Below are 25,571 nucleotides of genomic sequence, written 5' to 3' on the forward strand. Positions count from 1 at the left end.
AGCGCGTCTTCGTGGCTGTCGCGCTCGGGGTTGAAATAGATGTGCAGGTTGCGGCCCGTGAGCTTTCGGTTCATCAGCTCCACGCAGCCCAGCTCGATGATACGGTCGCCCGTTTCAGCGGACAGGCCAGTGGTTTCCGTATCCAGCACGATCTGGCGTGACATCAGTGGTTCTCCTTGGCGTGGTTGATGGAGTATTTGGGTATCTCCACGGTCACGTCCTTCTGCGCAAGAATGGCCTGGCACGACAGGCGCGACTGCGGCTCGAGGCCCCAGGCGCGATCGAGCAGGTCCTCCTCTTCGTCTTCCGCCTCGTTGAGCGAGTTGAAGCCTTCGCGCACGATGACGTGGCACGTGGTGCAGGCGCAGCTCATGTCGCAGGCGTGTTCGATGTTGATCTTGTTGTCCAGCAGCGCTTCACAGATCGACGTGCCCGCGGGTGCGGTGATTTCAGCGCCCTGCGGGCAGTATTCTGGATGCGGAAGGATCTTGATGACTGGCATGTGGGTGATTCGCTTTGAATGTGTTCGTTTGCTGCTGGCTCAGATCGACTGGATGTTCTTGCCCGCAAGCGCCTGGCGTATGCCGCGATTCATGCGCTGGGCCGCAAAGTTTTCCGTGCCTTTGGCGAGCGCCTGGGCGCTGGCCTCGATCACGCCCGCGTCGTCGCTGCCCGCCAGAACCGCGCGCAGCGCCTGCATGAGCGTGTCGATGCGCTCACGTTCCTCTCCATCCAGCACATCGCCGTCGATGTCGAGCGCGCTCTGCGTCGCCATGAGCAGACGGTCCGCGTCCACGCGGGCCTCCACGACCGCGCGCGCCTTCATGTCGGTTTGCGCTGTGGCAAAGCCGTCTTCGAGCATGTGGGCGATCTGCTCGTCCGACAGTCCGTACGACGGCTTGACATCGACATGCGCTTGCACGCCGCTGGTCTGCTCCCGGGCGCTGACGCTGAGCAGGCCGTCCGCATCGATCGTGAAAGTCACACGGATGCGCGCGGCCCCGGCAGCCATGGGCGGAATGCCGCGCAGCTCGAATCGCGCAAGGCTGCGGCAGTCGGCGACCAGGTCGCGCTCGCCCTGCACCACGTGGATGGCCATGGCTGTCTGGCCGTCTTTATATGTGGTGAAATCCTGCGCCTTGGCGGTGGGAATGGTCTCGTTGCGGCCGACGATCCGCTCGACCAGCCCGCCCATGGTTTCGATGCCCAGAGACAGGGGAATCACATCGAGCAGCAGCAGGTCACCGGCGGAATTGTTGCCCGCCAGTTGATTGGCCTGAATTGCCGCGCCCAGCGCGACCACGTTGTCGGGGTCCAGATTGGTGAGCGGTTTCTTGCCGAAGAATTCCTCGACGGCATTCTGAACCTGCGGCATGCGGGTGGAGCCGCCCACCATGACGACGCCCTGCACTTCGTCGCGCTCGATCTGCGCATCACGCAATGTGCGGCGCACGACGGACAGGGTGCGCTGCGTCAGCGCCCGCGTGGCGGCCAGGAAATCCGCGCGAGCCACATCCAGTCCCAGCTCCCTGCCCGAAAGCGTCGCCGTGAATCGGGCCGATCCGCTCTTGGAGAGCTCCTCCTTGCAAGCACGCGCAGCGATGCGCACGGCAGCCTTTTCCTGCGCGGATTCAGCTTGTGCGCCCAGCTTCAGCAACGCCCATTCCGCAAGCGCGGCATCGTAGTCATCACCGCCCAGGGCCGAATCGCCGCCGGTTGCGATCACCTCGAAAACGCCTTGCGTCAGCCGCAGGACAGAGATGTCGAACGTGCCGCCGCCAAGGTCGTACACCGCGTAAATACCCTCCACGGCGTTGTCCAGGCCATAGGCAATGGCTGCCGCGGTCGGCTCGTTGATCAGGCGCAGCAGATTGAGGCCGGCCAGTTTGGCGGCATCTTTCGTCGCCTGCCGCTGGGCATCGTCGAAATAGGCGGGCACGGTGATGACCGCGCCATAGACATCGTCATTGAAGCTATCTTCCGCGCGGTAGCGCAGTGTGGCCAGGATTTCCGCACTGACCTCCACCGGCGACTTCACTCCGCCGGCCGTCCTGATCGCAACCATCCCCTGCTGCGACGCGCCGTCCGGCGCCTGCAGTTCATACGGCAGGGACGCACGCTCGGCGATATCGTCCAGCCCCCGGCCCATGAGCCGCTTGACGGAGGCAACGGTATTGAGCGGATCGCTCGTGCGAAAGGCCAGCGCGTCGTAGCCGATCTGGCGGCCTCCCGTATCCGTATAGCGCACGACGGATGGCAGGAGCACCCGGCCCTGCGCATCCGGAAGGCACTCCGCCACTGCGTTGCGCACAGCGGCGACGAGGGAGTGCGTGGTGCCCAAATCAATGCCGACCGCGATCCTGCGTTGGTGCGGATCGGGGGACTGGCCTGGTTCTGAAATCTGCAAAAGCGCCATGAGTTGTCTTCTTGGATGTGGGGTGCGGCCTGGGCACGCATGGCCGGGGAAACCTGAACTGACTGGTCAACGAATCGTCTATTGTCCCAGTTGCTCGCGCCTGAGATCCACGTCGCGGGCAAATCGCGCAATGAACATGAGGGCTCTGACTTGCCGCGCGGCGCCCGCATAGTCCTGCTTTTCGTCGATGAACTCGGCACAGCGCGCCAGTGCGCCGCGGCGCTCGGCGCTCACCATGCCCTCCAGATCGTCGATCGCGGCTTCATCCCGCGCATCATCCAGCGCTTCCCGCCACTCCATCTGCTGCATGAGGAAAGCCGCCGGCATGGCGGTATTGTCTTCCGCGCCGATCGGCGCTCCATTCAGCTCGCACAGATAGGCCGCGCGCCTGAGCGGATCCTTCAGGCGCTGGTACGCCTCGTTGATGCGCACCGACCACTGCATCGCCACGCGCTGCGCAGCCGCGCCCTGTGCCGAAAAGCGGTCGGGATGAGCCTCGCGCTGCAGATCCTTCCAGCGCGCGGCCAGCACATTGCCGTCCTGCGCGAATTGGCGGGGGACGCCAAACAGTTCAAAGTCGTCAGATTGCAGATTCATGGGAAGAAAAAAACCGCCAGCACCGGAAGCGATGGCGGTTTCGTTGGACGAGCCAGGCCGTCAGACGCGGAAACTCTCACCGCAGCCGCAACGATCCCGCTCATTCGGGTTATTGAACTTGAAGCCTTCGTTCAGGCCTTCGCGCACGAAGTCGAGCTCGGTGCCGTCGATGTAGGCCAGGCTCTTGGGATCGATCAGCAACTTCACGCCATGGTTCTCGAAAACGATGTCTTCGGGAGCCTGCTCATCGACGTACTCCAGCTTGTAGGCGAGTCCCGAGCAGCCGGTGGTCTTCACGCCCAGGCGCACGCCGACGCCCTTGCCCCGGCGGGACAGGTAGCGGCTTACGTGCCTTGCGGCAGCTTCGGTCAAAGTCACTGCCATTTTCTTCAGGCCGCGGCAGCGGCTGATTCAGCGGGGGCGTTCTCGCCGCGCTTGGCCTTGTAGTCGTTCACTGCTGCCTTGATGGCGTCTTCGGCCAGGATGGAGCAGTGGATCTTCACGGGAGGAAGCGCCAGTTCTTCCGCGATCACGCTGTTCTTGAGCGCAGCCGCCTCGTCCAGCGTCTTGCCCTTGACCCATTCGGTCACGAGCGAGGACGACGCGATGGCCGAACCGCAACCATAGGTCTTGAAGCGCGCATCCTCGATCACTCCGGTATCGGGATTCACCTTGATCTGCAGCTTCATCACGTCACCGCAGGCCGGCGCGCCGACCATGCCGGTGCCAACCGTATCGTCACCCTTGTCGAACGAGCCCACGTTGCGCGGGTTTTCGTAATGATCAATCACTTTGTCTGAATAAGCCATGATGTACTCCTTTTCTCTGCGCTGGCGGCCGGACGGTAAGCTCCTGATGCCTGTCCGGCGGGCCCGCAGCGGTCAATCTGAAATCAGTGCGCAGCCCATTGGATGGTGCTCAGGTCGACACCGTCCTTGAACATTTCCCACAGCGGGCTCAGCTCGCGCAGCTTGGCCACGTTGTGGCGGATCGTGGAGATCGCGTAATCAATCTCTTCTTCGGTCGTGAAACGGCCGATCGTCATGCGCAGGCTGCTGTGGGCAAGCTCGTCGCTGCGGCCCAGGGCGCGCAGCACATAGCTGGGCTCCAGGCTCGCCGAGGTGCATGCGGAGCCGGACGACACCGCCAGGCCCTTGATGCCCATGATCAACGATTCGCCTTCGACGAAGTTGAAGCTCATGTTCAGGTTCTGCGGAACGCGATGCTCCATGCTGCCGTTGATGAACACCTGCTCGATATCCTTCAGGCCGTTGAGCAGACGCTGCTGCAGCTTGCGCGCCTTCTCGTTGACCTCGTGCATTTCCAGCTTGATGATGCGGAACGCCTCGCCCATGCCGACGATCTGGTGCGTTGGCAAAGTGCCCGAGCGCATGCCCCGCTCATGGCCGCCGCCATGAATCTGCGCCTCCAGGCGCACACGCGGCTTGCGGCGCACGTACAGCGCTCCCACGCCCTTGGGGCCGTAGGTCTTGTGCGCGGTCATGCTCATCAGGTCGATCGGCAGCCTGGACAGGTCGATGTCCACGCGGCCCGTGGCCTGCGCCGCATCGACGTGCAGAAGAATGCCCTTTTCGCGGCAGATGGCGCCAATCGCCGGAATGTCCTGGATCACGCCGATCTCGTTGTTCACGAACAGCACGCTGACGAGAATGGTGTCGGGGCGGATCGCGGCCTTGAAAGCCTCCAGATCCAGCAAACCGTCCTCCTTCACATCCATGTACGTCACATCGAAACCCTGGCGCTCGAGCTCACGCATGGTATCGAGCACGGCCTTGTGTTCCGTCTTGAGGGTGATCAGATGCTTGCCCTTGCCCTTGTAGAACTGGGCCGCGCCCTTGAGCGCGAGATTGATGGATTCCGTCGCGCCGCTGGTCCACACGATCTCGCGCGGATCGGCACCCACCAGGTCGGCCACGTAGCCGCGCGCCTTTTCGATGGCTTCTTCAGCCTCCCAGCCCCAGGCGTGGCTGCGCGAGGCCGCGTTGCCGAAGTGTTCGCGCAACCACGGGATCATCGCGTCAACGACCCGGGGATCCACAGGAGTGGTCGCACCGTAGTCCAGGTAAATGGGGAAATGAGGGGTCATGTCCATGGCTATCTCGCTTTAGCGATCTGGCTGGCGAAGTCAGTTAATAGAAATAAATTCGAATAATATGATTAAGCGATGCAGCGGCTCTCATGGTCATCATTCCTGCCGCCACGCTTCAATCAGGACTTGGCAAACACGTTGCCGAGTGCAAACACCGAATTCGGAGCGTTCACACGGATGGGCTTGACCACCGGGGTCGTCGAAATGGCCCGCCGGGTAACCGGCTTGTCTTCGATTTGCACGCCCTTGGCGAGCTGATCGTCAACCAGCTTCTGCAGCGTGACGGAATCCAGGAACTCCACCATGCGCTGGTTTAGCGAAGCCCACAGCTCGTGCGTCATGCAGCGGCCCGCCTCGCCAAGGCAGTTTTCCTTGCCGCCGCACTGGGTTGCATCGATGGGCTCATCGACAGAAACGATGATGTCGGCTACAGTGATGTCGCCAGCCTTGCGGGCAAGCGTGTATCCGCCACCCGGGCCACGCGTGGATTCAACCAGCTCGTGACGGCGCAGTTTGCCGAAAAGCTGCTCCAGATACGACAGCGAAATCTGCTGGCGCTGGCTGATTGCAGCCAAGGTGACAGGGCCATTGTTCTGGCGAAGAGCCAGATCGATCATGGCAGTGACCGCAAAGCGGCCTTTTGTTGTGAGACGCATCGCAAGCTCCTTATAGGTTCAGGCTTGATCGTTTGATAAACACCGTGGACACCTTTCGGTAACCGGGCACCACCGTCTCCGCCGCTCTCCGGCGCGGCATGGACGCAAGGTCCGCCCGCCAGAGCCCTAATGTTTGTGGGGTTGTTTTCTTGAGTAATTGATCCAAGTATATCACAAATCCCTATTATTTTTGTCGGGTAAGCAAAATCCAGCAACCGTAACGCCCTGAAAAAGCCCGCCCGCAGGCCGCCCCGTCAGCCCGCGGCGTCAAGCCAGGCGCCCGTTTTCGCCGTGTGATCCGAACACGCGGTCCTTCAGCCTGGAGAGCTGGTCGCGGACCCTCGCGGCCTGTTCAAACTCCAGGTTCCGCGCATGATCCATCATGGCCTTTTCCAGGCGCTTGATCTCCCGTGCGATGTCTTTCTCGGACATTTCTTCCAGCTCAAGATCCCGGGCAACCTGTTGTTGTAGGCGCTCGGCATCCTGGCCTGCCTTCTCGCTATAGACGCCATCAATCAGGTCTTTCACCTGCTTGACAATGCTGCGCGGCGTGATCCCATGCTGTTCGTTGTATGTGATCTGTTTGGCTCGCCGTCGTTCCGTCTCGCCCATGGCTTTTTTCATCGAATCCGTCACGCGGTCCGCGTAAAGGATCGCCTTTCCTTCGGAATTGCGCGCCGCGCGGCCTATCGTCTGAATCAGGCTGCGTTCCGCGCGCAGGAATCCCTCCTTGTCCGCATCCAGGATGGCGACCAGGGAAACCTCGGGAATATCCAGCCCCTCGCGCAACAGGTTGATGCCGACCAGCACATCGAACGCGCCCAGCCGAAGATCGCGGATGATCTCCACGCGCTCGACGGTATCGACATCCGAGTGCAAATAGCGAACCTTCACGCCATTGTCGGACAGGTATTCCGTCAACTGTTCAGCCATGCGCTTGGTCAACGTGGTGATGAGTACCCTTTGATTCTTTTCAACACGAATGCGTATTTCCTGCAGCACATCGTCCACCTGATGCGTGGCGGGACGCACCTCCACCAAGGGATCGACCAGGCCCGTGGGGCGCACCACCTGATCGACGATCTGCCCGGAATGCTGTTTTTCATAATCAGCAGGCGTGGCGGAGACGAAGACGACCTGGCGCATGCGCTGCTCGAACTCCTCGAATTTGAGCGGCCGGTTGTCCAGCGCCGATGGCAGGCGAAATCCGTATTCCACCAGCGTCGTCTTGCGGGCGCGGTCGCCGTTGTACATGGCGTTGAGCTGGCCGATCATCTGGTGGCTCTCGTCCAGAAACATGATGGAGTCGCGCGGCATGTAGTCCGTGAGCGTGCTTGGCGGCTCGCCAGGCGCCGAGCCCGAGAGATGGCGCGTGTAGTTCTCGATCCCCTTGCAATGCCCTACTTCGCTGAGCATCTCGATATCGAAGCGCGTGCGCTGCTCCAGCCTTTGCGCCTCCACCAGCTTCCCTTCCTTGACCAGGAATTTCAGCCGCTCGTCCAGTTCCTGCTTGATCGTCTCCACCGCCGCGAGCACCTTGTCGCGCGGCGTGACGTAATGGCTGCTCGGATAGACGGTGAAGCGCGGGATCCGCTGCTGCACGCGGCCGGTCAGCGGATCGAAGAGCTGCAGGCTGTCGACTTCATCATCGAACAGCTCGATCCTGAGCGCCAGCTCCGAATGCTCCGCCGGAAACACGTCGATGGTGTCGCCGCGCACACGGAACTTGCCGCGGCTGAAGTCCTGCTCGTTGCGCTGATACTGCATGCGGATGAGCTGCGCGATCGCATCGCGCTGCGAGAGCGTGTCGCCCTGGCGCAGCGTCATGACCATGCGGTGGTAGCTCGAAGGCTCGCCGATGCCGTAGATGGCCGATACCGTCGCCACGATCACCACATCGCGCCGCTCCAGCAGGCTCTTGGTGCACGACAGCCGCATCTGCTCGATGTGCTCATTGATTGCGCTGTCCTTCTCGATGAACAGGTCGCGCTGCGGCACATAGGCCTCGGGCTGGTAGTAATCGTAGTAACTGACGAAATACTCCACCGCGTTCTTCGGGAAGAACTCCCGGAATTCGCTGTAGAGCTGCGCGGCCAGCGTCTTGTTGGGAGCGAAAACGATCGCCGGACGCCCCAGGCGCGCGATCACGTTCGCCATGGTGAAGGTCTTGCCCGAGCCCGTTACCCCCAGCAGCGTCTGGAACGCCTCTCCGTCATTCACCCCTTCCACCAGGCGGGCGATCGCCTCGGGCTGATCCCCCGCCGGCGGATAGGGTTGGTAGAGTTGAAATGGCGAGCCCGCAAAGGACACGAACGTGCCTTCCCCGGGGTCTGAGATGACTTCATGCATGACTTGTAAACGCAACTATGGCTTGCGCCGTTAAAATCCGTGGTTGCCCCTCAAGGCTCATCGACTGGACGGTTTGCACCAACGCGCTTGCCGCGCCACGACCTCTTTCGGCCTTGGTCTAGTTTAGCTGGGGGCACCTCTTTCGATTTCCACCCTTCAAGGACTTTTCATGTCTCTCTTCACCGCCGTCGAGATGGCCCCCCGCGACCCGATCCTGGGCCTGAACGAACAATTTGCCGCAGACACCAACCCCAACAAGGTGAATCTGGGCGTGGGCGTGTACTTCGACGACAACGGCAAGCTCCCGCTGCTCAAGTGCGTGCAGGCTGCAGAAAAAGCCATGATGGACAAGCCCACCGCGCGTGGCTACCTGCCCATCGACGGCATCGCCACCTATGACAGCGCCGTCAAGGCACTGGTGTTCGGTGCCGACTCCGACGTGGTCAAGTCCGGCCGCGTCGCCACCGTGCAGGCCGTGGGCGGCACGGGCGGCCTGAAGATCGGCGCCGACTTCCTCAAGAAGATCAGCCCGAACGCCAAGGTGCTGATCTCCGATCCGAGCTGGGAAAACCACAAGGCCATCTTCACCAACGCCGGTTTCGACGTGGGCACCTACAGGTACTACGACGCCGCCAACCGCAAGGTCAACTTCGAGGGCATGCTGGCCGACCTCAACGCCGCCGCCGCGGGCACCATCGTCGTGCTGCACGCCTGCTGCCACAACCCCACCGGCTACGACATCACCGCCGAACAGTGGGAACAGGTGATCGCCGCCGTGAAGACCAGGAACCTGGTGGCCTTCCTCGACATGGCCTACCAGGGCTTCGGCCATGGCCTGAAGGAAGACGGCGCGGTGATCGGCAAGTTCGTGGCCGCTGGCCTGAACATCTTCGTGTCCACATCCTTCTCCAAGAGCTTCAGCCTGTACGGCGAGCGCGTGGGCGCCCTGTCCGTGGTCGCCTCCGACAAGGACGAGGCAGCGCGCGTGCTCTCGCAACTGAAGATCGTGATCCGCACCAACTACTCCAACCCTCCGACACACGGCGGCGCGGTGGTTTCCGCCGTTCTGAACAACCCCGAGCTGCGCGCCCAGTGGGAAGAGGAACTCGCTGAGATGCGCGTGCGCATCAAGGCCATGCGCCAGAAACTGGTGGACGGCCTGAAGGCTGCCGGCGTGAAGCAGGACATGAGCTTCATCACCACCCAGATCGGCATGTTCTCCTACTCCGGCCTGTCCAAGGACCAGATGGTGCGCCTGCGCTCCGAATTCGGCGTGTACGGCACCGACACCGGCCGCATGTGCGTTGCCGCGCTCAACAGCAAGAATATCGAATACGTCTGCAAGGCGATCGCCGCCGTCGTGTAAATCACCATCGCGCTCTTGCCCTGAAAAAAACGCCTCGGATCGAGGCGTTTTTTGTTGCCGGGCCGCCCCAAGACAAAAGTGCCCCCTCGGGGGGCAGCGAACCACGCATGGCGGGGAAGCGTGGGGGCCCTTTTTTGTTGCCGGGCCGCCCCAAGACAAAAAGCGCCCCCTCGGGGGCAGCGGACCACGCGCAGCGGGGAAGCGTGGGGGCCCCGTTTTGTTGCCAGGCCGCCCTTTACCTGGGCTTGCGCTGCTGGCCGCCGCCGGATTTCTTCACCGCCACGCCCGCGCGCGGCGGCAGGCCGGTATGTTGCGTGAGCATGCGCCCAGGGCCGGGCTGCTGGGGCCGGGCAAAGCGCACATCCACTTCCTTTTCGTTCTGCGGCTTGGTGGCCGGCCTGGCGGCCTTGCCCATCGCATACGCCTTGGCCTGCTGCGACACCACAGGCCGCGAGCCAACGCCCGTGCCCTGCGTCGAATTCTTCCTGCGCGCGCTCTGGTAGCCGCCATCGACCAGCGGCTGGAATGTCGGGATCAGATGCTGCTTGCCGTTGCCGATCAGGTCGGCCCGGCCCATGGCCTTGAGCGCTTCGCGCAGCAGGGGCCAATTGTTGGGGTCGTGATAGCGCAGGAACGCCTTGTGCAGGCGGCGGCGCTTTTCGCCGCGCACGATATCGACCGACTCCTCGTTCACATCACGCATCTGGCGGCGCACCTTGGTGAGCGTATTGCGCCCGGTGTGGTACATCGCCGTGGCGCTTGCCATCGGGCTGGGATAGAAAGTCTGGACCTGGTCGGCGCGGAAACCGTTGCGCTTGAGCCAGATCGCCAGGTTCATCATGTCCTCGTCGCTCGTGCCGGGATGGGCCGCGATGAAGTAGGGAATCAGATACTGCTTCTTGCCCGCCTCTTCGCTGAATTTCTCGAAGAGCTGCTTGAAGCGCTCGTAATTGCCGATGCCCGGCTTCATCATCTTGTTGAGCGGGCCGGACTCCGTATGCTCCGGCGCGATCTTGAGATAGCCGCCCACGTGATGCTGCACCAGTTCCTTCACGTATTCGGGCGATTTCACCGCCAGGTCGTAGCGCAGGCCCGAGCCGATGAGAATCTTCTTGATGCCGCGGAGCTTGCGCGCGCGGCGGTAGATCTTGATCAGCGGATCATGGTTGGTGTGCAGGTTCTGGCAGATGCCGGGAAACACGCAACTCGGCTTGCGGCATGCTGCCTCGATCTCGGGGCTGCGGCAGCCCAGGCGGTACATGTTGGCCGTGGGGCCGCCCAGGTCCGAGATCGTGCCGGTGAAGCCCTTCACCTTGTCGCGGATGTCCTCGATCTCCTGGATGATGGAGTCTTCCGAGCGGCTCTGGATGATGCGGCCTTCGTGCTCCGTGATCGAACAGAACGTGCATCCGCCAAAGCAGCCGCGCATGATGTTGACCGACGTGCGGATCATCTCCCATGCGGGAATCTTGGTCGCGCCGTCATGGCTGCCGTTCTCGTCGGCATAGCTCGGATGCGGAGAGCGGGCGTAAGGCAGGCCGAAGACCCAGTCCATTTCCGCGGTGGTCAGCGGGATGGGCGGCGGAGTCAGCCACACGTCGCGCGCCGTGACGCCTTCGCCGTGCGCCTGAACCAGCGCCCTGGCGTTGCCGGGGTTGGTTTCAAGGTGCAGCACGCGATTGGCATGAGCGTATAGGACCGGGTCGCTCTTGACCTGCTCGTAGCTTGGCAGCCGCAGCACGGTGCGCTCGCGCGGAGGCAATTTGTTCCTGCCCTTGCCCCGCATCGACGGTGAAGGCATGAACAGGATGGGCTGCTCGCCCGGCGAAACCGCCGTCTGTGCGGCATCGTCATTCTTTGAACAGGACTGGCCCTGGGCCTCGGCCTGCTCGCTCGTTGTCATGTAGGGATTGATGTGGGCTTCGACGGCGCCGGGTTCGTCCACCTCGGTGGAGTCGATCTCAAACCAGCCCTCCTCCGACTCCCGGCGGAAGAATGCCGTGCCGCGCACGTCGGTGATCTTCTCGATGGGTTCGCGCGCGGCGATGCGGTGCGCCACTTCGACCAGCGCGCGCTCGGCGTTCCCGTACAGCAGCAGGTCGCACTTGCTGTCCACCACGATGGAGCGGCGGACCTTGTCACTCCAGTAATCGTAGTGCGCAATGCGCCGCAGGCTGCCCTCGATGCCGCCCAGAACGATGGGCACGTCCTTGTATGCTTCGCGGCAACGCTGGCTGTAAACGATGGCGGCGCGGTCCGGCCGCTTGCCGCCCACGTCCCCCGGCGTATAGGCATCGTCGCTGCGGATCTTCCGGTCAGCCGTGTAGCGGTTGATCATCGAATCCATGTTGCCCGCCGTCACGCCCCAGAACAGATTCGGCCTGCCCAGCGCCTTGAAGGGCTCGGCGCTTTGCCAGTCCGGCTGCGAGATGATGCCCACGCGAAAGCCCTGCGCCTCCAGGACACGCCCGATCACTGCCATGCCGAAGCTCGGGTGGTCGATGTAGGCATCTCCCGTCACCAGAACGATGTCGCAGGAGTCCCAGCCGAGCTGATCCATCTCCGCACGGGACATCGGCAGAAACGGGGCCGGGCCAAAGCGCTTGGCCCAGTAGGGCCGATAGCTCGTCAGCGGCTTGGCGGCGCGGTGAAAGAAGGAGACATCGATGGGAGCGTTCATGTGCGGGGTCCGGGCAAGGCCGGGCATTGTAGGCTGTCCACGCCGATGGCGCTGGCCGCTGGGGATGTGTCCTTCCCGCCAGTAGGCCCTCACCGGCGCGAAAAAGGCGAAGCGGGCGCATGGCCCGCTTATTGGATGTATCCGGTTTCTTTGGCGCCTCCAGGGCGTTCAGGCCCGTGGAGCAGCGCGGTTCACCACTCGCCCATGGAGCGCACGACCTGATCGAGATCCGCTGGCGGCTCGATGTAGGCCGAGCGCAGCAACTGGCCATTGCGCAGGCGCACCGGCTCGGGCAGCGGCTGCGACATCACCACGGGCTGAAAGTCGCTTGCCAGCCACAATCCGACCGCATCACGGGATACGACGTAGTCTGTGGGAACGGTGATGTAGCTGGCTGGCATGGCAACTCCTCTCAGATTGCGGGTGAACGGCTGAAAAACTCCTTGATGGGCAAACCTGCTTTGCGCAACGTGCCTGAGCCGTCGGTAATTGGCACTGACAAGCAAGGTTCCTTCCAAAGCCAACGCGCCAGACCTCGATATGGCTGACAGCAAGTGACGGTTTTTGCGCGCCAAAAAGTAAGACGGCGTAACCGAGAGGTTACGCCGTCCTTGAAACCTTGGCGTCGCGGGTTGCACGGCCTCGGGTCCATCGACCCGCCGTGCCATCGGGGAACCCGCCTGAACCCCACGCCGGGCTTATTTCGCCAGCGTCAGCGCGCCCTTCATCAGGCCGGAGTGGCCGGGGAACGAGCAGAAGAATGTGTAGTCTTCGCCCGCCTTGAGCTTGCTCACCGCAAACGTGACGGAATCGCTCTCGCCGCCGCCGATCAGCTTGGTATGGGCGATCACGCGCGTATCGCCCGGCTTCAGGTAATTCTTGTCGGCGCCCGCGGCAATGCCGTCGGTGCCAACGCCTTGCATGTCAGCCGTCTTGGACAGCACCCAATTGTGGCCCATGGCGCTCTTGGGCATCTTGCCCACGTGCTTCAGCTTGACCGTGAAGTCCTTGCAACTGGCCGGCACGCTGATGGCCTTGGTGTTGAACTGCATCGCATCGTTGCTCTCGACTTCCACGCTGCAGTTGGCTGCGAACGCGGGAGCTGTCGCGGCTGCGCAAACGCATGCCACAGAGAAAAATTTCAGGAATTGCTTTTTCATAAATTGCTCACTCATTTGTCAAAAACGGGTTAATGCTAGGCCTTAGTTTGCAGCATGTATTTGACTCCAATCAAGAGTTTCTGCATCGCACAAAATGGATTTGAAGCAGGTCATCGCCACATCGGCTCAGGTAAGCTCAAAGACAACATGCCTCACACCCTGAAATCCGCGGTACACAGCGAACTCATCATCAAGAAAAGCCGTTTCATTGGCTGTGTACAGCCCATGACGGACCGCGCCAGCGCCCAGGCCGTGGTCGATGTGTTGCGCGCGGAGCATCCTGGCGCGGCCCATGTCTGTTGGGCATTGCTCGCCGGAGGGCAGTCGGCGGCGGTGGATGACGGCGAACCCAGCGGCACGGCGGGGCGACCCATGCTGGATGTGCTGCGCCATCAGGACCTGGAAGGCGTGCTCGCCACCGTCGTGCGCTATTTCGGCGGTGTGAAGCTGGGCGCGGGCGGCCTGGTGCGCGCCTACACCGACAGCGTCGCCCAGGCCCTTCTTCATGCGCAGAAGGTCGAGCGCCGCGTGATGGTCGAACTGGAATGCACCCTTCCCTATGCGCAGGAAGGCCTGCTGCGCCGCGAGGTCGAAAGCGTGGGCGCCCAACTGGTGGACGTCGCCCACGGCAGCCAGGTGATCGCACGGGTGCAGATGCCGCAGCCCGAAGCGCCAGCGTTCATCACACGCCTGAACGACCTGACGCAAGGCCGCATCGGCTGGCTCAACGGCGGCGCGCCGCCCATGCGCTGAACACCGCACGGCGGGGCCGCAGCCTACACGTCGGGCGCGGCGCTTCGCCGATACTGGGCGGCATGGGCCTGCTCTGCAGCGCCCATGCCACACATCGCCCGGGAGCACATGAACGAGATCATCGACACCATCATCATCGGAGCGGGTTCCGCCGGTCTCGCTGCGCTCAGGGAAGTGCGCAAGCGCACCGACAGCTATCTGATCGTCAATGACGGCCCCTGGGGCACGACCTGCGCGCGAGTGGGCTGCATGCCTTCCAAGCTGCTGATCGAAGCAGCCCATGCCTACCGCCGCAGCCAGTCCTTCGACGGCTTCGGCATCCGGGGGGCGCAGGGCCTGGAGGTCGATCTGCCGGCCGTATTGCAGCGCGTGCGCAGGCTGCGCGACGAATTCGTGCGCGGCACCGTCGAAGGCGGCGATGCCGGGGAACGTCAGGTCAGCGGCAAGGCCAGGCTGCTCGGGCCCCATCGCATCAGCGTGAACGGGCAGGAGCACGAAGCGCGCCGCATCATCATCGCAACGGGTACCCGCCCCCGCGTCGAGCACCAATGGAAGGCGTTCGGCTCCCGCGTGCTGACCACCGACACGCTGTTCGAGCAGCCGACGCTCGGAAAACGCATCGCCGTGCTCGGCCTCGGGCCGGTGGGCCTGGAGATGGCGCAGGCCCTGGCGCATCTGGGCATCGAGGTGACGGCCTTCGTCACGCGCAAGGCCGCCGCGGGGCTCAGCGATCCGAACGTGCTGGCCACGCTGTGGGATCTGCTCGAAAAGGATTTCGACATCCACGTCGGCGACAAGGCCCGGCTTGCCGCGCATGACGGCGGCATCGAGGTCATCAGCGGCGAGCGCCGCCTGGTCGTCGACCAGGTGCTGGCAGCCACGGGGCGCGTGCCCAATGTGGAGGGGCTGGGCCTCGAAACGCTCGGCGTCAAGCTCGACGAGCGCGGCCTGCCGCCCGTAGACCCCGGAACGCGCCAGATCGCGGATTTGCCGGTTTTCATGGCGGGAGACGTCGACCCTTCGCGCGCCCTGCTGCATGAGGCCGTCGATGAAGGCCATATCGCGGGGCTGAACACGGTGGCCATCCCGCCCGAGTCCTTTTGCCGCCGCACACCTTTGGCGATCACGTTCTGCCATCCCAACGCGGCGGTCGTGGGCCAATCCTTCAGGGAGCTGGCCGACAGGGACATCGTGATCGGACACATCGACTTCGCCCATCAGGGCCGCGCCCGCGTGGCGCAACAGGATGCGGGCCTGCTGCGCGTCTATGCGGATCGCGCCGGCGGCCGCCTGCTGGGCGCGGAAATGTGCGCCCCCGCCGGAGAACACCTCGCGCACCTGCTCGCGCTGGCGATCAGCGACGGGATGACGGTGCAGCAGATGTTGAAAATGCCGGTCTACCACCCCGTGCTGGAGGAAGGCCTGCGCACTGCCCTGCGACGGGCCGCGAGCCAGCTGGGCCACAAATCCATCTCCGACCTGGACCGTTGCGATCTCGACTTCCAGAATACCCTCGAGTGATCTCGGCAGCGAGATAAAAGATGCCTTTCATACTCTTTTTGCAATAAAAGAGTATATTAAGCATCATGACTGATGCACTGATAGCCACTCTCGCCGCAGCACGCAAGGCGCAGCAGATGACCCAGGCCGAACTGGCCGAGCGCGCCGGGCTCTCCCGCATGGCCGTGCAGCGCACCGAGACCGGCGACGTCGATCCGCGCTATTCGACGCTGGCCGAAATGTCCCGCGTGCTGGGCATGCGGATGATCGCCGTACCAGCCGACCTGGTGCCCGCGCTCCACGCCTTCGTGCAATCCGGGGGCAAATTCCTCGGCCAGCCCGCCGGCGCGGACGCTCCGCCGTCCATTGTCGACGATCTCGCAGGCAACACCGCGCGCTGAACGGCGCGAACACCCGCTTTCCCGGCCACCCGCCCGCCATGTCCACCTCCATCCGCTATCTGCGCCTGTACATGCACCAGCCCGCCGCGCTTGGCGGCGGACGGCGGGCGATCGGCTATCTCTCCCAATATGGCGACATCCTGCGTGTCTCGTTCGAGCAAGGCTACATCGCCGATCCGCGCCGCCCTACCCTGTCGTTGAGCTACCAGGGCGCGAGCGAGCAGGACACGCAGGACATTCTCTCGTCCGCGCGCGATGCGCGCCTGGTGCGCACCGACGGCCGCTGGCCGGTGTACTTCCAGAACCTGCTCCCGGAGGGCCACAACCGGGAGCGACTGGCGCACGAGCGCGGCTGTTCGCCAGATGACGAGTTCGAGCTGCTGGCCGCAGCAGGCCATGACCTGATGGGCGCGCTCGAGGTCGAGCCCCTGCCGCCGCAGGAGGACATTCCCGAGGTGGTGCGCCATTGGCACACCACGCAGGGGCTCGACGTGCTCGAGCCCGGCTTTGTCGAATATCCCGTGGCCGATGCGGCCTCCCTGCCCGGCATCGTCACCAAATTCAGCGCCGTGCAGGACGGCAGGCGCTACACCGTCCATCGGCGCGGCGCAGCGGGCAGCGTGATCCTCAAGCTGCCGACCACGCAGCACCCCGATCTGGTGGCCAACGAACATGGCTGCTATCGGCTATGCCAGGCTCTGGGACTGCAGACGGCCGACGCGCGGATCATCCCGCGCGCGCAGGCGGAGCTGCCCGAGCATGTTCCGTTCGACGACATCCTCGCCGTGCAGCGCTTCGATCACCTGCCCGACGGCACGCGCGTGCATATGGAAGAGTTCAACCAGGCGCTCGGCTACGCGCCACGCCACAAATATGGCAAGGGCCTGCGGCACGACTGGCCGACGATGCTGCGCGTGCTCGACCGCCTGAGCCCGCAGCCGGTACGGGACACGCGCGAGTTCCTGGCGCGTACCGTGGCCGCCATCCTGATGGGCAATACGGACGCGCATCTCAAGAACTGGGCGCTGATCTACCCCGACGGCCGCCAGCCCCGGCTGGCGCCGGTGTATGACTGCGTTTGCGTCGCCGCGTACTTCGAAGGCTCCGCGCCGCAGCAATACACGGTGAACAAAGCCATCGATCACACCATGCGGCGGCTGAGCTGGGATGACCTGCAATCGCTCATCCAATCCGCGGGGCTGCTGCGCGCGCCGCGCCACATCACGCTCCTCAAGGAGTTGACCGCCCAGGCCAGGGCCGAATGGCCGGCGCTCTTGCAGGACACTCCGGCCAGCATGCGCGCAACAGTGCTTGAGCGCCTGGGCGGCGCCGTCGCGCTCGCAGCCTGAGCGGTGCAAGGCGCGGCCCGCTCCAGACCGGGACGCCAAAGACACGCGCCCTTCACTCGGCACGCTTCATTCATCGTTAAACTTGACAAGCATCATGACTCACCACCAAGGAGATGGAATTGGCCATGCACATCTGGGACTACGCACCGGACGCGCTTGAAGTCAGCGTGAGCGATCTGCTCATCGCCACCGCCGACTACAGTGACCAACTGATCGACGACAACGTGCGCAATGTGCTTCAGGATTTGCGCAAGCATCTGGACATGGACGTCATCTTCTTCTCGGAGATCCGCGACGGCAAACGCATGTTCAGGCACGTGGACACCAAAGCCGGCTGCGAAGTCATCGCCACCGGCGGCGGCTCGCCCCTTGAGGCTTCGTTCTGCCAATGCGTGCTCGACGGCCGGCTGCCCCGACTGGTCCATGATGCCGCCCGCCACACCCAAAGCGCGGGACTGCCGCCCACGCCTTTTCCGGTGGGCGCGCACCTGAGCACGCCCATCGTCCTGGCCGACGGAAGCATCTACGGCACGCTGTGCTGCTTCAGCATGGCGGCCGATCCCCGCCTGGCGGAAAAAGACCTGCAAAAGCTCGAATGCGTGGCGCGCGTGGCGGCCAGGCGCATCGACACGCGCCGCACGGCGGAACGCGAGGCCGCCATCGCCGACTGGAAACTCCAGCCCCTGGCCGGCGAAGAAAAGGCCGGCTGGAGCGGCAAGCTCCGCCGCGAATGACGCTACGGCCCTTTCTTGCGGCCATGCGGGTGCGGCCCGCGCCGCGGCTCAATGCCCGGCCGTTTTGGAAAACAGCTGGATCACGACCACCCCCAGCACGATGAGCGCCATGCCCGCCATCGCGGCCAGATCCAGCTTCTGGCCCTGCAACAGCCACGCCACCAGCGAAATCAGCACGATTCCCACGCCCGACCAGATCGCGTACACCACGCCCGTGGGAATGGATTTCATCACCTGCGACAGCAGATAGAACGAAACGCAATACCCCAGGATCGAGAGGACACTGGGAGCAAGGCGCTCAAAACCGTTGGAGGACTTGAGCGCCGTCGTGGCAAGGACTTCCGCCACGATCGCCGCGCCCAGCATGAGAAAAGCGTACATACAGAAAAGTATCCAATGAATCGCGGGCCTTGCCGCAACCAGCAACCGGCAACCGTGAACGGGCTCAAGCGATCAGGACTGCACGCACTTCAGGCACTGCTCCCCCAGGCCGGCAGCGCCAAGGCGCATCTCGTCGCCCGCGCGCAGGAACCTGGGCTGCGGCTTCTGCCCCAGCCCCACGCCCGCAGGGGTTCCCGTGAGCACCAGATCGCCAGGCTCCAGCGTCATGAAGCCGCTGATGTAGGAGAGCACGGTCGGCACGTCGAAGATGAAATCCCGCGTGTTGCCATCCTGCATGCGCTGCCCGTTCACGTCCAGCCACAGGTCCAGCGCGTGCGGATCGCCCACCTCGTCAGCGGTCACCAGCCAGGGACCGACGGGTGCGAAGCTGTCGTAGCTCTTGCCCTTGTCCCACTGGCCGCCGCGCTCGGTCTGGTACGCGCGCTCGGATACATCGTTGGCGAGCACATAGCCCGCGACATGCCCGAGCGCGTCCTCCTTCTTCACATGCTTGAGGCGCGTGCCGATCACGATGCCCAGCTCCACTTCCCAATCGACCTTTTGCGCGCCAGGAGGAATCTGCACATCGTCATACGGGCCGCTGAGCGCGGTGACGGCCTTCATGAACAGGACCGGCTCCGCCGGCACGGCCATGCCCGCTTCCTGCGCGTGATCGCGATAGTTCAACCCCACGCAGACGATCTTGCCGACCCCGCCCAGGGGGCAGCCCAGCCGCACGCCGGCATCCGCCAGCGGCAAGCGCTCGACGTCGATGGTGGCCAGCGCGGCCAGGGTGCGAGGCGACATCTGCGCCGGCCCCATCTCCGCGAGCAGCATGGAGAGGTCGCGCACGCGGCCCTGCGCATCCAGGACACCGGGACGCTCCGCGCCGGGCGCGCCGTATCTGACGAGTTTCATGGAGGAATTCCTTGAGCGGTGATGTGTTGCGCCGGTACGCCGCGCGTCCCGGCCGATTGCCAATGGTAAAGAGTATTGCGCATGCCCCGGGCCTGCTGCGAAACGCCCCCGCCATCGACCATCTCGGAGCCTGATGGCCGCATCGTGTTCAGCGATGGCCGCGCGGTATGCGCGCGCCCGCGCAGCCCTTACCATCGGAGCACTCGACCCCGACACGATGACATCCACTGCCCAGCAACCCAGCCCGCCCCCGGCGGCCCCCAGACACCCCGCCAATCTGCGGGAGCTTTTCTGGGCATTCACCTTCCTGGCGCTGCAGGGTTTCGGCGGGGTGCTTGCCGTCGTGCAGCGCGAACTCGTGGACCGCCGCCGCTGGATCACCAACGAGGAGTTCATCGAGGATTGGGCTGTGGCCCAGATTCTTCCCGGCCCCAACGTGGTCAATCTCTCGATGATGATCGGCGACCGCTACTTCGGCCTGCGCGGCGCGGTCACCGCCGTGGTCGGCATGCTGTGCATCCCGATGCTCCTGGTGATCCTGCTGGCGATCGCCTATGCCCACTATGCCGACATCCCCCAGGTCTCGGGCGCGCTGCGCGGCATGGGCGCCGTGGCGGCGGGCCTGGTGATCGGCGCGGGTTTTCGCCTGGCGGTGGCTTTTCGCAAGCACACGCTTGGGCGCGTGACCTGCTGGAGCTTTGCCGCCATCACGTTCGCCGCCATGGCCATGTGGCGGCTGCCGCTGAGCTGGGTGCTGTTCACGGTGGGCGGCGCGGCCTGCGTGCTCGCGTGGTTCAAGCTCGGGCACGACGCCATCGGCGCATTGCGCGGCACGCAGCAGTAGGACGAGGCGGCGCATGGGTCATCACATTGTTCTGCAGGCCGGCGACTGGGCCAACCTGTTCGTCTACTACCTGACGCTGTCCCTGCTGTCCGTGGGCGGAGCCATTGCCACGGCGCCGGACATGCACCGCTATCTCATCGACAAGCACGGCCTGCTCACCGACCTGCAGTTCAACAACTCGATCGCGATCGCGCAATCGGCGCCCGGCCCCAACGTTCTGTTCGTCGCGCTGCTCGGCTGGAATATCGGCATGAACGCCGCGCCGGCAGGCAGCCATCTGGGCTGGCTGCTGGGCAGCCTGGGCGTGGCGATCTGCATGGTCGGCATTCTCCTGCCCAGTTGCACGCTCACCTTCGTCGCCACGCGCTGGGCGCAGCAACACAGGGAACGCCGCGCCGTGCGCGCATTCAAGCAAGGCATGGCGCCGCTGGTGGTCGGCCTGCTGTGCTCCACCGGCTGGGTGCTGGCCAGCGCCCAGGGCGGGCCGCTGTCGACGTGGCCGCTGTGGTGCGTGACCGCGGTGACGGCCGTGTTGGTCTGGCGAACCCGCGTGCATCTGCTGTGGCTGCTGATCGCGGGTGCTGCGCTGGGCGCATCTGGCATGCTGTGAAGCCCGCGCTGCCAGGTGGCCAGGTGCGGCCAAGCGGTTAGGCGGCCAGCCGTGTGTCGCCGGTTCCCAGGATCCAGGGCAAGGCAACGGATGCCGGACAGCGCACGATCAGATCGGCCGTGTCGTCGAGCTCGCTCGGCCCGGTGTTCACGATGACGACCTTCGCCCCCACGCGCGAGGCCAGCCGCGCCAGGCCCGCCGCCGGATAGACCGCGCCCGCCGTTCCCACCACCAGCATCACGTCGCAATGTTCGGCGGCCCGCTGCGCGCGGCCCAGGGGGCGCAACGGCAGGGCTTCGCCGAACCAGACGACGGCGGGGCGGACCAGGTTGCCGCATTGTCCGCAGCGGGGCGGGCTCCCTGGCATTGCCGCATCGAGATCGCAGCAGTCGCGGGGCGTATCCAGCCAGGCCTGCGCATGCAGATCGCCATGCAGGCACAGCACGTCCGAGCTGCCCGCACGCTGGTGCAGGCCATCCACGTTCTGCGTGACCAGCGTGAAACCGCCCTTGTGGATTTTCTCGAACGCCGCCAGCGCCACATGCCCGGCGTTGGGCCACACCTTGGCGACCAGTTCACGGCGGTATTCGTACCAGCGCCAGACCCTCGCCGAGTTGGCCTTGTAGCCGGGCCGGGAGGCCATGTCCTCGGGCCGGTATTGCGCCCAGAAACCGGTTTGCGCATCCCGGAAAGTCGGCACGCCGGATTCGGCGCTGATGCCCGCCCCCGTCAATACCATGATGTTTTCGGCCGCCGCCACCCACCGGGCGGCGGCGGCCATGGACTCTTCTTGTCCGGCCTGCCCTGTTTGCTCTTCGTTGCTCATCGTGTTTTCCATTGCGCCCCAACGGGCCTCTCAGCCGCGCTGGCGCACGGCTTCGTATAGACAGACGCCGCTGGCTACCGACACGTTCAGGCTCTCGACCGCGCCCTTCATCGGAATCTTCACCAACTGATCGCAGGTCTTGCGCGTCAGCTGTCGCATGCCATCGCCCTCGGCGCCCAGAACCAATGCCACGGGGCCCTTCAAGTCCACGTCGTAGATCGACTGCTGCGCATCGCCGCTGGTGCCGATGCACCAGATATTGCGCTCCTTGAGCTCGTTGAGGGTGCGCGCCAGGTTGGTCACCATGAAATACGGCACGGTTTCCGCCGCGCCGCTGGCCACCTTGGCGACCGTGGCGTTGATGCCCGCCGCATTGTCCTTGGGCGCGATCACCGCGTGCACGCCCGCGCCATCCGCAACGCGCAGGCACGCCCCCAGATTGTGCGGATCGGTCACGCCATCGAGCACGAGCAGCAGCGGCGCGGCGACCCCATCGGCCTCGAGCTGATCGAGCAGATCATCGAGCGACTTCACCATGGCGATTTCCTGCACCCGCGCGGCCACGCCCTGGTGTCCGTGGCTGCCCGCGAGCTTGGCGATGCGCAGCGCATCGGCCTCGATCAGGCGCACCCCGGCTTCCCTGGCGCGTTCGACGAACTGGCGCATGCGGGCGTCGCGGCGCGTGGCCTCGTAGTAAACCTCGATGATCGATTGCGGCGCGGTCTTCATGCGCACGCCCACGGCATGAAAGCCGAACAGGACTTTGGGGGAAGATGACATCCCGCCATTATCCCGCGCGGCGCTTGCCCCGCTGGCGCGCCAAGGAAATCGCCACGGCCCCGCCTATGGCGCGGCGACGCACCGCAGTCAGCCCGCGTCCACGACGCGCCCGGCCTCGATGACGATGCGCCGGCCGCAGCGCGCGGCGATCGAGCGGTCATGCGTGACCATCACCAGCGTCGTGCCTTGCTCGCGGTTCAGCTCGAACATGAGCTGCATGATGGTCTCGCCGGTCGCGAAATCCAGGCTCCCGGTGGGTTCGTCGGCCAGCAGCACGGCGGGCTGCACCACGAAGGCGCGGGCCAGCGCCACGCGCTGCTGCTCGCCGCCCGAGAGCACCTTGGGATAGTGGCCCAGCCGCTCGCCCAGCCCCACGCGGACAAGCATCTCCCGCGCCCGGACCCGTGCGTTGCGATCACCGCTCAACTCCAGCGGCAGCATGACGTTCTCGAGCGCCGTGAGGTTGCCCATCAGCTGAAAGCTCTGGAAGACGAAGCCCATTTCCTGGCCGCGCAGCGCGGCGCGCTCATCCTCGCCCAGCGCGAACAGATCCTGGCCTCCAAGCCGCACCGTGCCGCGCGTGGGCGTATCCAGCCCCGCGATGATGGAAAGCAGCGTGCTCTTGCCCGAGCCGGACGCGCCCACGATGGCGGCGCTCTCCCCTGGCATCAGGCGGAAATCGATATCGCGCAGAATATCCAGCGTGCCCGTCGAGTCCGAGACCGACTTGTGCACATGCTCGACGACGATGATCGGCTCTTCATTGGCGGCGCGGCTGCTGGCGGAACTGGAATCGGGCATGGACAATCTCAGTGAAATGGCTGAAAGGGAAACAGGTTAAACGATGAAGCGTAGAGACTGTATCGTGAGCGCCATGCTTGCGTGCGCCACAGGGGCCTGGGCAGCGCCCGCGAATTCCGCCTCGGCGGCAAAGCCCGCAACCATTCTGGTGGTGGGCGATTCGATCAGCGCGGAGTACGGGCTCGCGCGCGGCACCGGCTGGGTCGCGCTGCTGGAAAAGCGGATCGCCGCGGAAGGGATCGACGCCAGGGTGGTCAACGCCAGCGTGAGCGGCGACACCACATCCGGCGGCCGGGCACGCCTGCCCGCCCTCTTGAAGGCGCATCGGCCCACGCACGTGATCCTCGAGCTGGGCGCCAATGACGCGCTGCGCGGCCTGCCCCTGCGCAACACCGAGGACAATCTCTCCTGGATGGCCGAGCAGGCCCAAAAAGCCGGAGCCCGGGTGATACTCGCCGGCATGCAGCTTCCGCCCAATTACGGAGCGAAATACGGCGAGCAGTTCGCCGCCGTGTTTCCCACGGTGGCCAGGCAGCGCGGCGCTGCCCTGGTGCCGTTTTTGCTCAAGGGGGTGGCCGACGATCCCGACCCGACCCGGCTATTCCAGTCCGACCGCATCCACCCCAGCGCCCAGGCCCAGCCCCTGCTGCTGGCCAACGTATGGCCGGTGCTCAGGCCGCTGATCAAATAGACACAACAGATCGAACAGGCGCCCGCCAGCGCAGGCATCAGGCGCCGAAAGCGAGTTGCAAGGCCTGCGCCAGATCGCCGCGCAGGTCGCGCACGGCCTCCAGTCCCACCGAAAAGCGCACCACGGTTCCCTGTTTCAAGGCCGCCGATGGCAGGCTGCGCATGCTGGGCAGCTCATAGGGAACGACGAGGCTGACCGGGCCGCCCCAGCTGTAGCCGATCCGGAACAGCTTCAGGCTGTCGCAGAACCTGTCGACCTGCGCCTGCGAATATTTCGGGTCGATCACCACGCTGAACAGGCCCGCCGCGACGCCGTCGGGCTGGCCTTCGGCGCAGCACAGGCTCTTCCAGGATGCATGGCCCGGCGAGCCCTCCAGCGCCGGATGCAGCACCTGCACGACGGCCGGTTGATCGCCCATGAAGCGCGCCAGCTCGCGCGCCGCCCCATCGTGCGCGTGATAGCGCAGCGCCAGGCTGGGCAGGGAACGCAGCACGGCCTCGACGTCGTTCATGCCGACGCCGAAGCCGATGCGCATGTGCGTGAGCTTGAGCTTCATGTGCAGCGACTCGTCGCGCGTGGTGATGCTTCCCATCAGCACGTCGCCGCCGCCGCTGGGGTACTTGGTGAGCGCATGCACGGACACGTCCACGCCCAGGCTGCCGCCGTCGCGCAGCAAGTCGAACGGCGAGAACGCCAGGCCGCAACCCCAGGTGTTGTCCAGCACGCAGGTGATGCGGCGGTCGCGGCAAATGCGCACCAGGCGCGCGAGGTCCGGAAACTCCATCGTCACCGACCCCGGCGCCTCCAGCCAGATCAGCCGCGTGGCATCCGTGATCCGGGCTTCGAGATCGGCGGGCTCCAGCGGATCGTAATAGCCATGGCGGATGCCGTAATGCCTGAGCTCCGCCTCGGCAAGCGCCTTGTTGGGACCGTATGCGTTGTCGGGGATGAGCACCTCATCGCCCTGCCTGAGCAGCGACAGCGACACGGTCGCGATCGCCGCCAGTCCGCTGGGCACCAGCAGGCATTGCACGCCGCCCTCCAGGGACGCGATGCGCTCCTCCAGCAGATAGCTGGTCGGCGTGCCGTGCAGGCCATAGGTGTAGGCCGACTTGTCCTTCCAGTCGAAATCGCGCATGGCGGCAACATCCGGGAAGAACACGGTCGATGCCTTGCAGACCGGCGGCTGCGGCGCCGCGAAGCCGCCCGGCGCCTCGTAGCCGTGGTGGATCAGTTCGGTGACGATGTCATGGGGGAGGGACGATTGGGTCATCCCCCGATGTTAGCGCCGAGCCGGGCGGCGCATTCCCCAAGGCACCCAAAGCCGTCAGCCGTTGGCCGGCTTCAGCTCGTTGACGACGCTTTTCACGCCCTCGATCGCCTGGGTGAGCTGCTGCGCATGCGCGGCATCCCCGGCGGTCTTGACCGGGCCGGATAACGTCACCACGCCGTCCTTGGTCGTCACGCTGATCAGCACGGCGCTCAGATCGGGATCGGCCGCAAAAGCCGCCTTCACCCTGGTCGTCACCGTGGTGTCGTCAAGCACCGCCGCAGCGTTGCTGGCCGCGCTGTGAGCAGCTTCGCTGGCGTCCTGCGCGGCGCTCTCCATCTTTTGCCGGGCCTCGTCGGCGGCGCCTTCCATTTTCAGC

28 protein-coding genes are annotated in these 25,571 nt (G+C 64.7%); 9 read left to right on the plus strand and 19 right to left on the minus strand.

Going from position 1 to position 25,571, the window contains the following annotated elements:
* From ABWP92_RS07300 to uvrB, 9 genes are all read right to left on the minus strand, one after another.
* Nucleotides 1-164, minus strand: a 164-nt coding sequence (locus tag ABWP92_RS07300) for an exonuclease domain-containing protein (protein WP_353234734.1), incomplete at its 3' end; no start/stop codon positions are given.
* A complete protein-coding gene (gene fdx / locus ABWP92_RS07305) occupies nt 164-502 on the minus strand; it encodes an ISC system 2Fe-2S type ferredoxin (protein WP_353234709.1) in 339 nt (112 codons plus the stop codon). The genes ABWP92_RS07300 and fdx, both read right to left, overlap by 1 nt.
* A gap of 39 nt (nt 503-541) precedes the next feature.
* Nucleotides 542-2,416 (minus strand): Fe-S protein assembly chaperone HscA, encoded by a 1,875-nt coding sequence (gene hscA / locus ABWP92_RS07310; RefSeq protein ID WP_353234710.1) that lies wholly within the window; start codon nt 2,414-2,416, stop codon nt 542-544.
* 78 nt (nt 2,417-2,494) lie between these two features.
* Nucleotides 2,495-3,013 carry a Fe-S protein assembly co-chaperone HscB gene (hscB, locus tag ABWP92_RS07315; RefSeq protein ID WP_353234711.1) on the minus strand — a complete coding sequence of 173 codons (519 nt, stop codon included), beginning with the start codon at nt 3,011-3,013 and terminating at the stop codon, nt 2,495-2,497.
* 60 nt (nt 3,014-3,073) lie between these two features.
* Nucleotides 3,074-3,397: an iron-sulfur cluster assembly protein IscA gene (iscA, locus tag ABWP92_RS07320; RefSeq protein ID WP_353234712.1), complete on the minus strand. Its 324-nt coding sequence runs from the start codon at nt 3,395-3,397 to the stop codon at nt 3,074-3,076.
* A gap of 5 nt (nt 3,398-3,402) precedes the next feature.
* Nucleotides 3,403-3,822, minus strand: a complete 420-nt coding sequence (iscU, locus tag ABWP92_RS07325; RefSeq protein WP_353234713.1) for a Fe-S cluster assembly scaffold IscU — start codon at nt 3,820-3,822, stop codon at nt 3,403-3,405.
* Nucleotides 3,823-3,905: 83 nt separating this feature from the next.
* Entirely contained in the window at nt 3,906-5,126 is a 1,221-nt protein-coding gene (locus tag ABWP92_RS07330; protein ID WP_353234714.1) for an IscS subfamily cysteine desulfurase, read from the minus strand.
* 116 nt (nt 5,127-5,242) lie between these two features.
* On the minus strand, nt 5,243-5,779 hold the full coding sequence (iscR, locus tag ABWP92_RS07335; protein ID WP_353234715.1) for a Fe-S cluster assembly transcriptional regulator IscR: 537 nt from the start codon (nt 5,777-5,779) through the stop codon (nt 5,243-5,245).
* A gap of 267 nt (nt 5,780-6,046) precedes the next feature.
* Entirely contained in the window at nt 6,047-8,128 is a 2,082-nt protein-coding gene (gene uvrB, locus ABWP92_RS07340) for an excinuclease ABC subunit UvrB (RefSeq protein WP_353234716.1), read from the minus strand.
* Nucleotides 8,129-8,297: 169 nt separating this feature from the next.
* Here uvrB and ABWP92_RS07345 point away from each other — a divergent pair, with 169 nt between their 5' ends.
* Nucleotides 8,298-9,494, plus strand: coding sequence for an amino acid aminotransferase (locus tag ABWP92_RS07345; protein ID WP_353234717.1), 1,197 nt, complete (start codon nt 8,298-8,300; stop codon nt 9,492-9,494).
* Nucleotides 9,495-9,729: 235 nt separating this feature from the next.
* On the opposite strand, the gene ABWP92_RS07350 is transcribed toward ABWP92_RS07345, so the two are convergent.
* The 3 genes from ABWP92_RS07350 to azu form a co-directional block, all read right to left on the minus strand.
* Complete coding sequence (locus tag ABWP92_RS07350) at nt 9,730-12,174, minus strand: YgiQ family radical SAM protein (RefSeq protein WP_353234718.1); 2,445 nt, start codon at nt 12,172-12,174, stop codon at nt 9,730-9,732.
* Nucleotides 12,175-12,365: 191 nt separating this feature from the next.
* A complete protein-coding gene (locus ABWP92_RS07355; RefSeq protein ID WP_353234719.1) occupies nt 12,366-12,575 on the minus strand; it encodes a hypothetical protein in 210 nt (69 codons plus the stop codon).
* A gap of 297 nt (nt 12,576-12,872) precedes the next feature.
* A complete protein-coding gene (azu, locus tag ABWP92_RS07360) occupies nt 12,873-13,334 on the minus strand; it encodes an azurin (RefSeq protein ID WP_353234720.1) in 462 nt (153 codons plus the stop codon).
* Between the two features lie 147 nt (nt 13,335-13,481).
* Between azu and ABWP92_RS07365 the strand changes: the two genes are divergently transcribed.
* The 5 genes from ABWP92_RS07365 (at nt 13,482) to ABWP92_RS07385 (ending at nt 18,071) form a co-directional block, all read left to right on the plus strand.
* Complete coding sequence (locus tag ABWP92_RS07365; protein ID WP_353234721.1) at nt 13,482-14,087, plus strand: IMPACT family protein; 606 nt, start codon at nt 13,482-13,484, stop codon at nt 14,085-14,087.
* Nucleotides 14,088-14,195: 108 nt separating this feature from the next.
* Nucleotides 14,196-15,608 (plus strand): dihydrolipoyl dehydrogenase, encoded by a 1,413-nt coding sequence (locus ABWP92_RS07370; RefSeq protein ID WP_353234735.1) that lies wholly within the window; start codon nt 14,196-14,198, stop codon nt 15,606-15,608.
* Between the two features lie 65 nt (nt 15,609-15,673).
* Nucleotides 15,674-15,988 (plus strand): helix-turn-helix transcriptional regulator, encoded by a 315-nt coding sequence (locus ABWP92_RS07375; RefSeq protein WP_353234722.1) that lies wholly within the window; start codon nt 15,674-15,676, stop codon nt 15,986-15,988.
* Between the two features lie 38 nt (nt 15,989-16,026).
* A complete protein-coding gene (locus ABWP92_RS07380; protein WP_353234723.1) occupies nt 16,027-17,337 on the plus strand; it encodes a type II toxin-antitoxin system HipA family toxin in 1,311 nt (436 codons plus the stop codon).
* A gap of 125 nt (nt 17,338-17,462) precedes the next feature.
* Nucleotides 17,463-18,071 carry a GAF domain-containing protein gene (locus ABWP92_RS07385; protein ID WP_353234724.1) on the plus strand — a complete coding sequence of 203 codons (609 nt, stop codon included), beginning with the start codon at nt 17,463-17,465 and terminating at the stop codon, nt 18,069-18,071.
* A 48-nt stretch (nt 18,072-18,119) separates the two neighbouring features.
* On the opposite strand, the gene ABWP92_RS07390 is transcribed toward ABWP92_RS07385, so the two are convergent.
* Complete coding sequence (locus ABWP92_RS07390) at nt 18,120-18,452, minus strand: SMR family transporter (protein ID WP_353234725.1); 333 nt, start codon at nt 18,450-18,452, stop codon at nt 18,120-18,122.
* Nucleotides 18,453-18,524: 72 nt separating this feature from the next.
* A complete protein-coding gene (locus ABWP92_RS07395) occupies nt 18,525-19,370 on the minus strand; it encodes a fumarylacetoacetate hydrolase family protein (RefSeq protein WP_353234726.1) in 846 nt (281 codons plus the stop codon).
* Nucleotides 19,371-19,587: 217 nt separating this feature from the next.
* On the opposite strand from ABWP92_RS07395, the gene ABWP92_RS07400 reads away from it, so the two are divergent.
* Together ABWP92_RS07400 and ABWP92_RS07405 are read left to right on the plus strand one after the other, a co-directional pair.
* On the plus strand, nt 19,588-20,214 hold the full coding sequence (locus ABWP92_RS07400) for a chromate transporter (protein WP_353234727.1): 627 nt from the start codon (nt 19,588-19,590) through the stop codon (nt 20,212-20,214).
* A gap of 13 nt (nt 20,215-20,227) precedes the next feature.
* A complete protein-coding gene (locus tag ABWP92_RS07405; RefSeq protein WP_353234728.1) occupies nt 20,228-20,824 on the plus strand; it encodes a chromate transporter in 597 nt (198 codons plus the stop codon).
* Between the two features lie 37 nt (nt 20,825-20,861).
* On the opposite strand, the gene ABWP92_RS07410 is transcribed toward ABWP92_RS07405, so the two are convergent.
* The 3 genes from ABWP92_RS07410 to ABWP92_RS07420 form a co-directional block, all read right to left on the minus strand.
* Nucleotides 20,862-21,650, minus strand: coding sequence for an SIR2 family NAD-dependent protein deacylase (locus ABWP92_RS07410; protein ID WP_502907476.1), 789 nt, complete (start codon nt 21,648-21,650; stop codon nt 20,862-20,864).
* Nucleotides 21,651-21,680: 30 nt separating this feature from the next.
* Entirely contained in the window at nt 21,681-22,430 is a 750-nt protein-coding gene (gene rlmB / locus ABWP92_RS07415) for a 23S rRNA (guanosine(2251)-2'-O)-methyltransferase RlmB (RefSeq protein ID WP_353234729.1), read from the minus strand.
* Between the two features lie 87 nt (nt 22,431-22,517).
* Complete coding sequence (locus tag ABWP92_RS07420) at nt 22,518-23,231, minus strand: ABC transporter ATP-binding protein (protein WP_353234730.1); 714 nt, start codon at nt 23,229-23,231, stop codon at nt 22,518-22,520.
* Between the two features lie 43 nt (nt 23,232-23,274).
* On the opposite strand from ABWP92_RS07420, the gene ABWP92_RS07425 reads away from it, so the two are divergent.
* A complete protein-coding gene (locus tag ABWP92_RS07425) occupies nt 23,275-23,922 on the plus strand; it encodes an arylesterase (RefSeq protein ID WP_353234731.1) in 648 nt (215 codons plus the stop codon).
* 37 nt (nt 23,923-23,959) lie between these two features.
* On the opposite strand, the gene ABWP92_RS07430 is transcribed toward ABWP92_RS07425, so the two are convergent.
* Both ABWP92_RS07430 and ABWP92_RS07435 read right to left on the minus strand, forming a co-directional pair.
* Nucleotides 23,960-25,195, minus strand: a complete 1,236-nt coding sequence (locus ABWP92_RS07430) for a PLP-dependent transferase (RefSeq protein ID WP_353234732.1) — start codon at nt 25,193-25,195, stop codon at nt 23,960-23,962.
* A gap of 54 nt (nt 25,196-25,249) precedes the next feature.
* The coding region (locus ABWP92_RS07435) for a BON domain-containing protein (RefSeq protein WP_353234733.1) at nt 25,250-25,571 on the minus strand (322 nt) is incomplete at its 5' end.

Source organism: Diaphorobacter ruginosibacter, assembly GCF_040396215.1.
GTDB lineage: Bacteria > Pseudomonadota > Gammaproteobacteria > Burkholderiales > Burkholderiaceae_C > Diaphorobacter_A > Diaphorobacter_A ruginosibacter_A.